This is a genomic window from Nocardioides lentus, from assembly GCF_039529515.1.
Classification (GTDB): domain Bacteria; phylum Actinomycetota; class Actinomycetes; order Propionibacteriales; family Nocardioidaceae; genus Nocardioides; species Nocardioides lentus.
The window spans coordinates 597,172-611,787 of sequence record NZ_BAAAMY010000002.1 but is presented as its reverse complement, the minus strand read 5'-3'; the positions used below and the strand labels follow the sequence as shown (position 1 = coordinate 611,787).

Sequence of the window (14,616 nt, the reverse complement as noted above, 5' to 3'; positions counted from 1 at the left end):
CCGCCCCGGAGGCCCCCGCGGCCCCGGCCCCGACCCCGGCGGCCCCGCAGGCTCCGGCGGCGGCTCCGGCACCGCAGGCCCCGGCCGCTCCCCAGGAGCCCGACGCTCCCGCGGCGCCCGCCGCCAAGGCCCCCACGCCGCGGGCTCCCGCGCCCAAGGCCCCGGCCCCGCGTCCGGTGGGCAAGCCCGCCGGCACGCCGCGACCGGGCAACAACCCCTTCGCGTCCAACCAGGGCATGGGTCGCCGTCCCGCTCCGCCGCGTGAGGCCGCCCCCGGCGCCCCCGCGGCCGCCGCCGGCACCGGTGCCCCGACGGGCAACGACCAGCGACCGCCGCGTCCGCCGTCCGCCCGCGAGGGTGGCGCGCCGGGCCGTCCGGGCATGCCGCGCCCCAACCCGGCGATGATGCCGAAGTCGCCCGCGACCTTCGGCGCCGGTCCCCGCGGCCGTGGCGGCCCCGGTGGCGGCCCCGGCCGTCCCGGTGGCGGTGCTCCCGGTCGCCCGGGCGCACCCGGTCGCGGTGGCCCCGGTGGCGCTCCCGGCGGCTTCGCCGGTCGCCCCGGCGGCGGTGGCCGCCCCGGCGGCAACCGTCCCGGTCAGCGTGGTCAGACCCAGGGTGCGTTCGGTCGTCCCGGTGGTCCCTCGCGTCGTGGTCGCAAGTCGAAGCGGGCGCGTCGTCAGGAGTTCGAGGCCATGCAGGCCCCGACCATCGGCGGCGTGCGCGTCCGCAAGGGCGACGGCGAGACCGTCCGCCTGGCCCGCGGCTCCTCGCTGACCGACTTCGCCGAGAAGATCGGCGTCGACGCCGCCGCGCTGGTGCAGATGCTGTTCCACCTCGGCGAGATGGTGACCGCGACGGAGTCCGTCAACGACGCGACGCTGGAGCTGCTCGGCGAGGAGCTCAACTACGTCGTCGAGGTCGTCTCGCCCGAGGACGAGGACCGGGCCCTGCTCGAGTCGTTCGACCTCGAGTTCGGTGAGGACGAGGGCGACGACGAGCTGCTCATCGCCCGCCCGCCGGTCGTGACCGTCATGGGTCACGTCGACCACGGCAAGACGAAGCTGCTGGACGCGCTGCGCAGCGCCAACGTCGTGGACAAGGAGGCCGGTGGCATCACGCAGCACATCGGCGCCTACCAGGTCGCGACCGAGGTCGACGGCGAGGACCGCCGCATCACCTTCATCGACACCCCCGGTCACGAGGCGTTCACCGCCATGCGTGCCCGAGGCTCGAAGTCCTCGGACATCGCGGTGCTGGTGGTGGCGGCCGACGACGGCGTCATGCCGCAGACGGTCGAGGCGCTCAACCACGCCAAGGCCGCCGAGGTCCCGATCGTCGTCGCGGTCAACAAGATCGACCGACCCGACGCCGACCCGACCAAGGTCCGCGGCCAGCTCACCGAGTACGGCCTCGTCCCCGAGGAGTACGGCGGCGACACGATGTTCGTCGACGTCTCCGCGCGGGAGATGCTCAACCTCGACGCGCTGCTCGAGGCGATCGTCCTGACCACGGACGCGTCGCTGGACCTGCGGGCCAACCCGGGCCAGGACGCCCAGGGCCTGATCGTGGAGGCCCACCTGGACCGCGGTCGCGGCCCGGTGGCCACGATCCTGGTCCAGCGCGGCACCCTGCGTGTCGGCGACTCGATCGTCGCCGGGCCGGCCCACGGCCGCGTCCGCGCGATGCTCGACGAGCACGGCGACACCCTCGAGTACGCCGACCCGTCGCGTCCCGCGATGGTGCTGGGCCTCTCGGCGGTGCCCGGGGCGGGGCAGAACTTCCTGGTCGTCGAGGACGACCGGATCGCCCGCCAGATCGCCGAGAAGCGCGAGGCGCGCGAGCGTGCCGCGATGCAGGCGAAGCGCCGGGTCCGCCGCACCCTCGAGGACTTCATGGCCTCCATGGAGAAGGGCGCGGAGAGCCAGGAGCTCAACCTGATCCTGAAGGGCGACGTGTCCGGCTCCGTCGAGGCGCTGGAGGACTCGCTGGCCAAGATCGACGTCGGCGACGACGTCAGCATCCGGGTCATCGACCGCGGTGTCGGTGCGATCACCGAGACCAACGTCGACCTGGCGGCGGCCTCGGACGCGATCATCATCGGGTTCAACGTCCGCCCGCAGGGCAAGGCGACCGAGATGGCCGACCGCGAGGGCGTGGAGATCCGCTACTACTCGGTGATCTACAACGCCATCGAGGAGATCGAGGCGGCCCTCAAGGGCATGCTCAAGCCGGAGTTCGAGGAGTCGACCCTCGGTCAGGCGGAGATCCGCGAGATCTTCCGCTCGTCCAAGCTCGGCAACATCGCGGGCTGCATGGTCACCGGTGGTGTCCTGCGGCGCAACGCGAAGGTCCGCCTGCTCCGCGACGGCAACGTGGTCGCGGACAACCTGGACCTGGCCTCGCTGCGGCGGGAGAAGGACGACGCCTCCGAGGTCCGCGAGGGCTTCGAGTGCGGTCTGGTGCTCCGGAACTACCAGAACATCCAGATCGGCGACGTGGTGGAGTCCTTCGAGATGCGTGAGATCCCGCGCGCCTGAGCGACGCTCACCAGAGCACAGCAGCACCATCGCACCGGCCCGGCGTCACCCGACGTCGGGCCGGTGCGGTGTCCGTGGAGAAGGAGAGGTCACCGTCATGAGCAACCCGCGGTCGAGGCGCATCGCCGACCGGATCCAGGTCGTCGTCGCCGAGATGCTCGAGCGCCGGATCAAGGACCCCCGTCTGGGGTTCGTCACCGTCACCGACGTGCGCGTCACCGGTGACTCCCAGCACGCCACCGTGTTCTACACCGTCCTGAGCCAGGGCGGCTCCGACGCCGACGAGGCCGCCGCGTCCGCCGCCGCGCTGGAGTCCGCGAAGGGGCTGCTGCGCAGCGAGGTCGGCAAGCAGCTGGGGATCCGCCACGTGCCGACCCTCGAGTTCGTGCAGGACGCGCTGCCCGAGAGCGCGCGGGCGATCGAGGACCTCCTCGAGCGCGTGCGCGCCTCCGACGCCGAGACGCTGGCTCGCACGCAGGGCGCGTCGTACGCGGGGGAGCCGGACCCCTACAAGAAGCCCCGGGAGGACGACGAGGACGCCGCCGACGACGCCGCCGACGACGCCGGTGCCGTGGACGGCCCGGCGGTCGACGGCGCGTCCGAGGACGTCGACCGGTCGTGAGCGCCGGCCCCACGGGCGTGCTCGTGGTCGACAAGCCGGGCGGGATGACGTCCCACGACGTCGTCTCCCGCGTCCGACGCGCGCTCGGCACCCGCAAGGTCGGCCACGCCGGGACGCTCGACCCGATGGCGACCGGTGTGCTGGTCCTCGGCGTCGGCCGGGCGACGCGGCTGCTCGGGCAGCTGACGCTCACCACCAAGGCCTACGACGCCCGGGCACGGCTGGGGCTGAGCACCGCGACCGACGACGCCGAGGGGGAGCCGGTCGCCTCGCGCGACGCCACCGGCCTCGTGGCCGGCGCGGTGAGCGACGCGCTCACGGGCCTGGTCGGCGAGCTCGACCAGGTCCCCTCGTCGGTGTCCGCGGTGAAGATCGACGGACGTCGCGCCTACGCGCGGGTCCGTGACGGGGAGAGGGTCGAGATCCCGCCGCGGCGGGTGCGCATCGACGACCTGCGGGTCCACGAGGTGGCCCTGCCCGAGGTCGCCTTCTCCGTGCGGTGCTCCTCGGGCACCTACGTGCGGGCCATCGCCCGCGACGTGGGGGAGGACCTGGGCGTGGGCGGCCACCTGGTGGCCCTGCGCCGCACGGCGGTCGGCCCGTTCACGCTGGACGACGCGGCCGCGCTCGACGAGGTCACCCCGGACGCGCTGCTCAGCCTCGAGGACGCCGTGACCCGGTGCTTCCCGGTCGTGCGGGTCGACGCCGCGACGGTCGCGGACGTCCGCCAGGGGCGGGCCCTGCCGCTCCGGTGGGAGGCGGAGGGCCCGGTCGCGGTCCTCGACGACGCCTCGGGCCGCTTCCTGGCGCTGTACGCCGGCCGCCCCGACGGCTCGGCGCGTGCCGTCGCCGTCTTCGCCCCCGCCAACGAGACCCCCGCAGACGGGTAGTCCCCCACGATCCGGTCGCTCCCGGGACCCGGGGACGACACGATCGTGGGGGACCACCCCTGACGCGCGTGGAGCGTGGGGGTCTACTCGGCGTCGAGGTCCTTCTCGACGAGCGCCGCGATGGCGTCGACGTCGGCCTGGTCGTCACCGGAGACCTCGACGGTGTCGCCGTGGGCGGCGCCGAGGGTCATGATGAGCAGCGAGGAGCCGGCGTCCACCGGCTCGTCGCCGGGGAGGCCGATCTGGACGTCGGAGTCCAGCTCGCCGGCGGCCTCGGAGATGATCGCGGCGGGGCGGGCGTGCAGGCCGACGGACGAGCCGACGACGACGGACTTGGTGGGCATGGAGCCTCCCTCTCGATGGTGTGACGGGAATCTAGCGGTCAGGCGACGGGCGCGACGACGGGCTTCTTCGCCATGGACTTCAGCCCGACGACCGCGGCGGCGGCGACCAGGGTCCCGGCGAGCAGGGCGATGACGAAGCCGGTGACGTTGCCGACGGCGAACAGCACGAAGATGCCGCCGTGCGGGGCCCGCAGGGTGACGTCGAGCGCCTGCGAGAGACCGCCGGTGACCGCGGAGCCCAGCATGATCGCGGGGATGACGCGCAGCGGGTCGGCGGCGGCGAACGGGATGGCGCCCTCGGTGATGAAGCTGGCGCCCATGGCCCAGGCGGCCTTGCCGTTCTCGCGCTCCTGGACCGTGAAGAGCCGCGGGCGGACGACGGTGGCCAGGGCCAGGGCCAGCGGGGGCACCATGCCGGCGAGCATGACGGCCGCCATGACCCGGAGCTCCGGGGCGTCGGTGGCGGTGGCCGCGGCGCCCAGGCCGGCGGTCGCGAAGGCGTAGGCCGTCTTGTTGAGCGGGCCGCCCATGTCGAAGGCCATCATCAGGCCGAGGACGACGCCGAGCAGGATGGCGAGGCCGGGGTTGGCGCCGAGGCTGTTGAGGCCGTCGTTCAGCGCGCCGGTCAGGGCGGTGAGCGGGCGGCCGAGGACGACGATGACGATCAGGCCGGTGATCAGCGTGGCGAGCAGCGGGATCACGAGGACGGGCATCAGGCCCCGCGCCCAGACCGGCACCTTCCAGCGCGCGATCCACGCCGCGACGAGGCCGGCGAGCACGCCGCCGATGATGCCGCCGATGAAGCCGGTGCCGGTGAGACCGGCGACGGCGCCCATGACGAAGCCGGGGGCGATGCCCGGGCGGTCGGCGATCGCGTAGGCGATGTAGCCGGCCAGCGCGGGGACGAGGAAGCCGAAGGCCGCACCGCCGAGGACGAACAGCAGCGCCCCGACGTAGACGAGCAGCGCGCCGCGGGTGAACTCGGCGCCGTTGGCCAGGGGGTAGTCCGCCAGGTCCGGCAGGTTCACGAAGCTGGAGTTGAGGACGATGTCCTGGGCCACGCTGCTCGCGCGGCCGTCGGCGTAGGCGAGCGCGACCTCGTAGCCGGCGAAGAGGAAGCCGAGGGCGATCAGCAGGCCGCCGGCGGCGACGAACGGGATCATGTAGGACACGCCGGTCATCAGCACCCGGCGCACGGAGCCGCCGAAGGACTCCGAGCCGCGGTCCTCGGACTCGCCGGCCCCGCCGCCCTCGACGCGCGAGGCGCGCGGGTCGTCGGCGGCGGCGAGGGCCTTCGCGATCATGCCGTCGCCGTCGTCGATGGGGCCCTTGACGCCGGAGGACACCACGGGCTTGCCCGCGAAGCGGCCCTTGTCGCGCACCCCCACGTCGACCGCGAAGATGACGGCGTCGGCGGCCTCGATCGTGGCCGGGGAGAGCGGGGTCGATCCGGCGGAGCCCTGGGTCTCGACCTCGATCTGCACCCCGGCGCGCTTCGCGGCGGCCTCGAGGGCCTCGGCGGCCATGTAGGTGTGGGCGATGCCGGTCGGGCACGCGGTGACCGCGACCAGACGACGGGTGGCGGCGGGCGCCCCCGCGCCGGTGGTCGGGGCCCCGCCCGCGGTGGTGGCGGCGCCGACGGGCTCGGCGACCTTCGCGGCCGCGGGCTGGTCGGCGGGCTGCACGACCTCCAGCACGAGGGCGACGACCTCCTCGCGGCTGCCGGCCTCGCGGAGCGCGGTGGTGAACTCGGGCTTGACCAGCGCGCGGGCGAGCTTGGTCAGCAGCTGCAGGTGCGCGTTGCCGCCGCCCTCGGGGGCCGCGATCAGGAAGCACAGGTCCGCCCCGCCGTCCTTGGCGCCGAAGTCGACCGGCGGCGTCAGCCGCGCGAACGCGAGCGTCGGCTCGCTGACGGCGGCGGTGCGGCAGTGCGGGATCGCGATGCCGCCCTTGAGCCCGGTGGGCGAGGTGGCCTCGCGGGCGTGGGCGTCGGCGGTGAGCTGCTCGGCGCCGCCGGTGCCGTCGGTGCGGCCGGCGGCCGCCACGGTCTCGGCGAGACGGCGGATGACGTCGTGCTTGTCGGTGCCGAGGTCGGCGTCGAGGACGACGAGATCGCTGGTGATCACGTCCATGGGGTCACGCTCCGGGTGTGAGGTGTGCGGTGTGAGGTGTGGGGTGCTGCGGTGGGTCGAGCGGTACGGCGGGGGGTCGGGGTGGTCGGCGGCGTCAGCGGGCGGCGCCGCGGGGCACCCGCAGCCGCCGGACCGCCACGAGCTCGGGGTGGACCTCGCCCGGGTGGGGGATGGTCGTGCCGGGGAGGCCGGCGGCGGCGCTGCCGTAGGCGACCGCGAGGGCGAGGCGGTCGGGTCCGCCCAGCCCGCGCTCGTGGCCGAGCAGGTAGCCGAACAGGCTGGAGTCGCCGGCTCCGACGGTGCTGACGACCTCGGTGGGCGGCGGGGTGGCGTGCCAGGCGACGGGAGCGCCGTCGTCGTCGGTGGTGACCAGGACGGCCCCGTGGCCGCCCAGGGTCACCAGCAGCGCCTCCACCCCGCGGTCGAGCAGCTCGACCGCGGCCGCCGCGGCGGCGTCCGGGTCGGCCTCGAGCGCGTCGCCGTCGAGGCGTCCGCCGGTGAGGGAGGCGAGCTCGTGGCCGTTGGGCTTCATGAGGTGCGGCGCGGCCTCGCCGAGGCGGTCGACGAGGGCGGCGAGGGGGGCGTCGCTGGTGTCGACCGCGACGCGCGTGACGCGGCGCAGGTCGCCGACGAGGTCGGCGTACCAGCCGGCGGGCGCGTCCGGCGGCAGGGAGCCCGCGAGGACCACCCAGTCGGCGCGGGCGGCGAGGTCGCCGAGCCGGGAGCCGAGCTCGCCGAGCAGCGCGGCGGTCGCGGGGGTCCCGGGGCTGTTGAGCTTGGTCGTGGTGCCGTCGGGCTCGCTGATCGTGAGGTTGACGCGCACGTCGCCGTCGACGGGGACGAGGGACGCGGGGATCCCGGCCGCCGCGAGGTCGAGCGCGAAGGCGTCGCTCTCGGCGCAGGGCAGGACGGCCGTGGTCGGCACGCCGGCCTCGAGGCAGGCGCGCGAGATGTTGACGCCCTTGCCACCGGCCTGGCTGATGACGGAGGCGGCGCGCTGGACGGCGCCGCGCTCGAGCGCGCCCGTCAGGGTCACGGTCCGGTCCGTGCTCGGGTTGGGGGTGAGGGTGACGATCACGCGACCACCACCTCGATGCCGGCGCGCTCGAGGCGGCGCAGCTCGGCCGGGTCGGCGGCCGGGTCCGTGACCAGCACGTCGACCTGCGTGGTCGCGGCGAAGCGCAGCGTGGAGCGGCTGTCGAGCTTGCTGGAGTCGGCCAGCACCACCACGCGCCGCCCGACCTCGACCAGGGCGCTCTTGGTGGCGGCCTCGTCGGCGTCGGGGGTGGAGAAGCCGTGCTCGGCGCTGACGGCGTTGGTGCCGAGGAACGCGACGTCGACGCGCAGCGCGGCCACGGCGGCGACGGTCTGGCCGCCGACCGCGGCCTGGGTCGTCGGTCGCACCCGACCGGGCAGCAGGTGCAGGTCGAGGTGGGGCAGCGTCATGAGCCGGGAGGCGACGGGCACCGCGTGGGTGAAGACGGTGAGCCGGCGCTCGGGGGGCATCGCGGCCGCGAGGCGCACCGTGGTGCTGCCGGCGTCGACGACGACGCTGGAGCCGTCGCAGGGCAGCAGGGACACCGCGGCCTTGGCGATCAGGTCCTTGAGGTGGGGGTTGGTCTGGTCGCGCTCGGCCATCCCGGACTCGGGGGCGGTCAGCGCGTCGGCGGGCACGGCGCCGCCGTGGGTACGACGCACCTGCCCGGACCGCTCGAGGTGCGACAGGTCACGGCGTACGGTCTCGGTGGTGACGTCGAACTCCTCGGCGAGCTCGATGACCGAGAGTCGACGGCGCTCGGCGACGAGCCGGCTCATCGCCTCACGGCGCTCCTCGGGGTACATCCCTGGGCCTCCTGGTGATCTGTGCTTGTGTTGTTTTATGCCCGAATGTGTTGACTGTCAAGGGTGTGGACCCCGTAAGTTGTGATCGTGATCACCGAGACCACTTCCGCGACCTCGTCCCCCGACGGCGGGCCCGCCGCGCTGACCGGCACCCCCGTGGTCCCCGGCCTCGCCCTCGGACCCGCGGTCCTCGCGCGCACCGAGGTGGCGCCCGCCGCGGTCGAGGCGTACGCCACGGCGACCGCGGACCGTGACCCCGAGAGCTACCCGGAGTCGGCGCTCGCCGACTACGAGGCCGCCGCCGCGGCCGTCGCCACCGGCTTCACCGAGCGCGCCGGACGGACCTCGGGGCACGCGGCCGAGGTCATGACCGCGACCGCCGGGCTCGCCTCCGACCGGGGGCTGCGCAACGCCGTGCGCAAGAACCTGCGCGCCGGCGAGGCGCTGCTCGACGCCCTGCACGCGGCGGTCGAGCAGTTCGCGAGCCTGTTCAACCAGGCCGGCGGGCTGATGGCCGAGCGGGTGACCGACCTGCGTGACATCGAGAAGCGGATCGTGGCGCGACTCGTGGGGGAGCCCGAGCCCGGCGCCCCCAACCCCTCCGAGCCCTCGGTGCTGCTGGCCGAGGACCTCGCTCCCGCCGACACCGCGGGCCTCGACCCGACGACGGTCGTCGCCCTCGTGACCGAGCGTGGCGGCCCGACCAGCCACACCGCGATCATCGCCCGTCAGCTCGGCATCCCCTGCGTGGTCGGCGCGGTGGGCGCGATGGCCGTGGCCGGCGGCACGATGCTCCTCGTCGACGGCACGACCGGCGCCGTGACCGTGGACCCGGACCCGGAGGAGGCCCGCCGGCGCGTGGCCGACGACGCGGAGGCCCGGGAGGCGCTCGCGACCTGGGAGGGCCCGGGACGTCTCAACGACGGCCTGGCGGTCAAGCTGCTCGCCAACGTCGCCGACGGCGAGTCGGCCCGCGCGGCCGCCGGCGGCCCGGTCGAGGGCGTCGGCCTGTTCCGGACCGAGCTGTGCTTCCTCAACCGCTCCGAGGAGCCGACGGTCGACGAGCAGACCGACATCTACTCCGGGGTCCTCGAGGCCTTCGGCCGTACGGAGCCCGGCGACGGGGGCGCGGGGGACCGCTACGTCGTGGTCCGCACGCTCGACGCGGGCTCGGACAAGCCGGTCGCCTACGCGACGCTGCCGGGCGAGGAGAACCCCGCCCTCGGCGTGCGCGGCCTGCGCCTCGCGCTGGGCAACCCCGGCCTCATGGAGCGGCAGCTCGACGCGGTGGCCGCCGCGGCCGAGCGCACCGGCACCGAGACCTGGGTGATGGCCCCGATGGTCGCGACCGTCGCCGAGGCCCGCGACTTCGCCTCCGCGGTCCACGGACGCGGGCTCAGGGCGGGCGTGATGGTCGAGGTCCCCAGCGCGGCCCTGCTGGCGCACCGGATGCTCGAGGTCGTCGACTTCCTCTCGATCGGCACCAACGACCTCACGCAGTACGCCATGGCCGCCGACCGGATGGCCACCGACCTCGCCCACCTCACGGACCCCTGGCAGCCCGCGGTGCTGCAGCTGATCGCGATCACCGCCGAGGCCGGGATCCAGGCCGGCAAGCCCGTCGGGGTCTGCGGCGAGGCCGCCGCCGACCCGCTGCTCGCCTGCGCGTTGATCGGGATGGGGATCACCTCGCTCTCGATGGCGCCGGCGGCCGTGCGGGCCGTGGGCGCGCGCCTCGCGTCGGTCAGCAGCCAGGACTGCGAGGAGGCCGCCGAGGCCGCTCTCGCCGCCTCCGACCCCGCCGCCGGTCGCGCCGCCGTCCTGGAGGTGCTCGGCGGCTGACGCCCGCCCCGCCCCGGGGGCGCCGCCCGCCTGCGGTGCCCTCCCGTACGGCGGGCGACCGGGGTTGTGGAAGGCTGGGAGCGTGACCATGCGCGTGTGGCGGGCCCTCGAGGAGGTGCCCGGCGACCTGGCGCCCTCGGTGGTGACGATCGGCAACTTCGACGGCGTCCACCTGGGTCACCGCGTCGTCGTACGGCGGGCGCGCGAGGTGGCGTCGCGGTGCGGCGTCGAGCGGGTCACCGTCGTGACCTTCGACCCCCACCCGATCGCCGTCCTGCGACCCGACCACGCCCCGCCCACCCTGAGCGCGATCCCGGACCGTCTCGAGCTGCTGGCCGACGCCGGGGTCGACGACGCGCTGGTCCTGCCGTTCGACCGCGAGCTGGCGTCGTGGAGCCCGCAGCGGTTCGTCGAGCGCATCCTGGTCGAGAGCCTCCACGCGCGCGCCGTCGTCGTCGGGGCCAACTTCCGCTTCGGCAACCGGGCCGCCGGCGACGTCGCCTTCCTGCGCGAGGCCGGGGCCGACCACGGCTTCGACGTCGAGGGGGTCGAGCTCGACGGGGGGCCGCAGGTGTGGTCCTCGACCTACGTGCGCCAGTGCGTGGCCGCGGGCGACGTGGCCGGCGCGGCCGAGGCCCTCGGCCGTCCCTTCGCCGTCCGCGGCACCGTGGTCAGCGGCGACCGGCGCGGCCGCGAGCTGGGCTACCCGACCGCCAACGTCCCGATCGGCACCGGCGCCGCGCCGCCCGACGGGGTCTACGCGGGGCGCCTGCGCGTCCTCGACGACGGACCCGACGCCGGGGTCCCGCACCCCGCGGCGATCTCGGTCGGCTCCAACCCGACCTTCGCCGGCGAGCGGGAGCGCCGCGTCGAGGCCTACGTCCTCGACCGCGACGACCTCGAGCTGTACGGGCGGGAGGTCGAGGTGTCGTTCACCGCCCACGTGCGGGGGATGACCCGCTTCGACGGCATCGACGAGCTGCTCGAGGCCATGGCCTCGGACGTCGCCGCCACCCGCCGGGCCCTGGGGACGTGAGCCCGGTCGTCCGCTCCCGGCGTGCGCGCCCGGAGGGTCTGACCGAGGCGCTGCGGGCCACCGAGCGGTGGTTCGTCGCCCAGGGGCTGCCCTACTTCGTGCCCGAGCAGCGGGCCGCGGCCCGCGCGGCCCTGCGGTCGCGCCGCACGCTGGTCATGCTGGCGGTGGCCGTCGTGGTGTCCCTGGCCGCCGGCGTGGTCCTGGCGGCCTTCGTGGGCGACGTCGCCGTCGCCCCGGCGACGCTCACCCTCCTGGTCGGCGCCGGCGTCGCGGCGTACGCCGGCACCGCGCTGCGGGCCGCCCCGATCGCGCGCTTCGCGCTGCGCCGCACCCTGTCCGGGCTGAGGCTGCTCGTCCCGCTGGTCACCCGGGCCCTCCCGCTGCTCCTGCTGGCCATCACCTTCCTGTTCATCAACGCCGAGGTCTGGCAGGTCTCCGCGACCCTCGACGGCGCCAAGCTGTGGCTGGTCGTGCTGCTGTTCTCGTCCTTCGCCGTGCTGTTCCTCGTGGTCCGGCTGCCCGAGGAGCTCGACGCGGCCGACGTCCAGGCCGACGACGCCCGGCTCGTCGCGAGCTGCCGCCGCACGCCGCTGGAGGCGCACGCCGCCGCGGTCGTGGCCGAGCAGCCGACCGGTGGCCTCGCGGAGGTCCGCCGCTTCGAGCGCGCCAACCTCGTGCTCGTCCTGGTCATCGTGCAGGCCGCGCAGGTGCTCCTCGTGGCGACCGCGGTGTTCGGCTTCCTGGTGCTGCTCGGCAGCATCGCCATGACGGAGACGGTGCAGGCGAGCTGGATCGCCGAGGAGCGGACGACCTCGCTGCCGGGCCTCGGCACCCTGTCGGTCGAGCTCGCGCAGGTCTCGGTGTTCCTGGCGTCGTTCGCCGGGCTGTCGTTCACGGTCTACGCGGTCACCGACGAGACCTACCGCGACCAGTTCTTCACCCAGGTCAAGGGCGAGCTGGACCGTGCCGTCGGCGTGCGGGCGGTCTACCTGGCGGGCCGCCGCGAGGTGGGGGAGCACGACCCCGAGGACCCCGAGGACGACCCGGAGGATCCCCGGGGCCCTGCGGATTCGGGCCCGGACGCCGCCCGCTGATAGCGTTCCCGAGTTGTCCTGGAGCCGTGAACCGGCCGCGGATCGTAGAGCTCGGGTGGACCAGCCCCGGAGCGCCGCGCAGCGACCACGAGAGGAGCCGTCCCGATGGCTATCGGAACCGACGCGGAGACCAAGAAGAAGATCATCGCCGAGTACGCGATCACCGAGGGTGACTCCGGCTCGCCGGAGGTCCAGATCGCGCTGCTCACGCACCGCATCTCGCACCTCACCGAGCACCTCAAGGAGCACAAGCACGACCACCACAGCCGTCGTGGTCTGCTGCTGCTCGTCGGCCAGCGCCGCCGGCTGCTCAACTACCTGCAGAAGGTCGAGATCGCGCGCTACCGCTCGATCGTCGAGCGCCTCGGGCTGCGCCGCTGAGCCGCACCCCCGACGTACGACGACGCCCCTCCCGCCCCCGGCGGGAGGGGCGTCGTCGTCCCACCCGCGCCGCCGGGACCGCCCGCGCGGGCCGCTAGCCTGGACCGTCGCCGCCGACCGCGGCGCCGCCCCACCGCCCCAGAGCACCCGACCCGGAGGACCCGACGTGGCCAACCCCTTCCGACGCCGCGACCAGCGGTCCACGACCCCCGCCGAGCCGGACGCCCCGGCGCCCGCACTGCTCGACGAGTCGTCGATCGTGCTGTCGGGCCGTGCCACCGACCGGGACTCGGCGATCGACGAGGTCGGTGCGCTGCTCGTCGCCGCCGGCGCCGTCGACGAGGCCTACGTCGCGGGGATGCACGCCCGCGAGGGCTCGGTGTCGACGTTCATGGGCAACGAGCTCGCGCTCCCGCACGGCGGCGCCGACGCGGCCGGCGCGGTGGTCCGCACCGCGATCGCCCTGGTCCGCCACGACGACCCGCTGGACTGGAACGGCGAGCCCGTGCGCTTCGTCGTCGGCCTGGCCGGGAAGGGCTCCGAGCACCTCGCCCTGATCGGCTCCCTCGCGCGCGTCTTCACCGACTCCGCCGAGGTCGAGCGGCTCCGGCGCGCCGCCAGCGCCGCCGAGGTGCTCGAGGTCCTCGCCGCCCAGGACTGAGCCCCGCCGGCCCGCCCGGCCCCGGACACGACGAGACCCCACCCGCGGAGGCGGGTGGGGTCTCGTCGTGCCACGGCTCCGGGCCGCCGCTCGTCCTCGCTACGGCTCGACGGTGACCTTGATGGCCTCGCCGGCCGCGACGATGTCGAACGCCGAGAGCACGTCGTCCAGCGGGATGTGGCGGGTGATCAGGTCCTTGACCGGCACCTGACCGGTGGAGATGTACTCCAGCGCCCGCTTGTTGTGCTCCGGCGCGGAGCCGTTGGCGCCGTGGATGTGCAGCTGGCGGTAGTGCACGACGTTCGAGTCGCAGGTGATCGTCGGGTTCGTCTTCGGCAGCCCGCCGAAGAAGGAGATCCGACCGTTGCGGGCGGCCATCGCGATGGCCTGCTCCTGGGTGACGTTGGCGGCGGTGGCGGTGATGACGACGTCCGCGCCCCGGCCGCCGGTCAGCTCCATGACCCGCTCGACGACGTCGACCTGCGAGCCGTCGATGGTCTCGTCGGGCGAGACGGCCGCCGCGGACATCGCGAGGCGCTCCGCGTTGACGTCGACCAGGTAGACCGGGCCCGCCCGGTGCACGCCGCGCGCGATGCGGATGTGCATGCAGCCGATCGGACCGGCGCCGAAGACGACGACCGTGTCGCCCTCCTCGATGCCGAGCAGCTCCTGGGCGTTGATGGCGCAGGCGAACGGCTCGGCGGCCGAGGCCTCGTCGTAGCCCACGTTCTCGGGGATCCGGTTGAGCCCGTCGACCTTGAGCACCTGGCGGGGCACGATCATGTACTCGGCGAACCCGCCGTCGTACTGGTAGCCGACGGAGGTCTGGTTGGCGCAGACGGCCATCCACCCCTTGCGGCACTCGTGGCACTCGCCGCAGGGCACGGCGGCGATGACCTGCGCCCGGTCGCCGACCTCCCAGGAGGAGCCGTACGTCGCGTTGACCTCGGCGCCGACCTCGACGACCTCGCCGGCGATCTCGTGACCGATCGTGCGCGGGGGAGTGAGGTTCTGGTGACCGTTGCGGAGGATCTTCACGTCCGTGCCGCAGGTGGAGCAGTTGCGCACGCGCAGCTTCACCTCGTCCGGTCCGCACTCCGGCTCGGGCACGTCCTCGAGCCGGACGTCCTCGGGCGCGTAGAAGCGCAGTGCCTTCATCAGTGGTCCTCCCGGTGGGTGGGCAGTGGTGGGTGGAGTCGGTGTGACGCGCGCCGCAGGCGCGACAGCACACTATC

General features: G+C 74.7%; 13 protein-coding genes. 8 read left to right on the top strand and 5 right to left on the bottom strand.

The window, feature by feature from the left end; translation table 11 throughout:
• The 3 genes from infB to truB all read left to right on the top strand — a co-directional run.
• On the top strand, positions 1-2,537 hold a 2,537-nt coding region (infB, locus tag ABD158_RS06460), incomplete at its 5' end, for a translation initiation factor IF-2 (RefSeq protein ID WP_344005293.1).
• Between the two features lie 97 nt (positions 2,538-2,634).
• Positions 2,635-3,159, top strand: a complete 525-nt coding sequence (rbfA, locus tag ABD158_RS06455) for a 30S ribosome-binding factor RbfA (RefSeq protein ID WP_344005291.1) — start codon at positions 2,635-2,637, stop codon at positions 3,157-3,159.
• Complete coding sequence (gene truB, locus ABD158_RS06450; protein ID WP_344005289.1) at positions 3,156-4,049, top strand: tRNA pseudouridine(55) synthase TruB; 894 nt, start codon at positions 3,156-3,158, stop codon at positions 4,047-4,049. Before rbfA ends, truB begins: the two co-directional genes overlap by 4 nt.
• An 83-nt stretch (positions 4,050-4,132) precedes the next feature.
• Here the strand turns inward: truB and ABD158_RS06445 are convergent, their stop codons facing one another.
• The 4 genes from ABD158_RS06445 to ABD158_RS06430 all read right to left on the bottom strand — a co-directional run bounded on the left by ABD158_RS06445 (position 4,133) and on the right by ABD158_RS06430 (position 8,367).
• Positions 4,133-4,393, bottom strand: coding sequence for an HPr family phosphocarrier protein (locus ABD158_RS06445; protein WP_344005287.1), 261 nt, complete (start codon positions 4,391-4,393; stop codon positions 4,133-4,135).
• A gap of 38 nt (positions 4,394-4,431) precedes the next feature.
• On the bottom strand, positions 4,432-6,525 hold the full coding sequence (locus tag ABD158_RS06440) for a PTS fructose transporter subunit IIABC (RefSeq protein ID WP_344005285.1): 2,094 nt from the start codon (positions 6,523-6,525) through the stop codon (positions 4,432-4,434).
• Between the two features lie 94 nt (positions 6,526-6,619).
• Positions 6,620-7,603 (bottom strand): 1-phosphofructokinase family hexose kinase, encoded by a 984-nt coding sequence (locus ABD158_RS06435; protein WP_344005283.1) that lies wholly within the window; start codon positions 7,601-7,603, stop codon positions 6,620-6,622.
• Complete coding sequence (locus ABD158_RS06430) at positions 7,600-8,367, bottom strand: DeoR/GlpR family DNA-binding transcription regulator (RefSeq protein ID WP_344005281.1); 768 nt, start codon at positions 8,365-8,367, stop codon at positions 7,600-7,602. The genes ABD158_RS06435 and ABD158_RS06430 overlap by 4 nt, the downstream gene beginning before the upstream one ends.
• Positions 8,368-8,454: 87 nt before the next feature.
• On the opposite strand from ABD158_RS06430, the gene ptsP reads away from it, so the two are divergent.
• The 5 genes from ptsP to ABD158_RS06405 all read left to right on the top strand — a co-directional run bounded on the left by ptsP (position 8,455) and on the right by ABD158_RS06405 (position 13,381).
• A complete protein-coding gene (gene ptsP / locus ABD158_RS06425) occupies positions 8,455-10,209 on the top strand; it encodes a phosphoenolpyruvate--protein phosphotransferase (RefSeq protein WP_344005279.1) in 1,755 nt (584 codons plus the stop codon).
• Positions 10,210-10,297: 88 nt separating this feature from the next.
• Complete coding sequence (locus ABD158_RS06420; protein WP_344005326.1) at positions 10,298-11,245, top strand: bifunctional riboflavin kinase/FAD synthetase; 948 nt, start codon at positions 10,298-10,300, stop codon at positions 11,243-11,245.
• On the top strand, positions 11,242-12,339 hold the full coding sequence (locus tag ABD158_RS06415) for a hypothetical protein (RefSeq protein ID WP_344005277.1): 1,098 nt from the start codon (positions 11,242-11,244) through the stop codon (positions 12,337-12,339). The genes ABD158_RS06420 and ABD158_RS06415 overlap by 4 nt, the downstream gene beginning before the upstream one ends.
• A gap of 105 nt (positions 12,340-12,444) precedes the next feature.
• Positions 12,445-12,720 carry a 30S ribosomal protein S15 gene (rpsO, locus tag ABD158_RS06410; RefSeq protein ID WP_344005275.1) on the top strand — a complete coding sequence of 92 codons (276 nt, stop codon included), beginning with the start codon at positions 12,445-12,447 and terminating at the stop codon, positions 12,718-12,720.
• A 166-nt stretch (positions 12,721-12,886) separates the two neighbouring features.
• Positions 12,887-13,381, top strand: a complete 495-nt coding sequence (locus ABD158_RS06405) for a PTS mannitol transporter subunit IIA (RefSeq protein ID WP_344005273.1) — start codon at positions 12,887-12,889, stop codon at positions 13,379-13,381.
• A gap of 99 nt (positions 13,382-13,480) precedes the next feature.
• Here the strand turns inward: ABD158_RS06405 and ABD158_RS06400 are convergent, their stop codons facing one another.
• Positions 13,481-14,539: a zinc-dependent dehydrogenase gene (locus ABD158_RS06400; RefSeq protein ID WP_344005271.1), complete on the bottom strand. Its 1,059-nt coding sequence runs from the start codon at positions 14,537-14,539 to the stop codon at positions 13,481-13,483.
• Between the last annotated feature and the right edge of the window lie 77 nt (positions 14,540-14,616).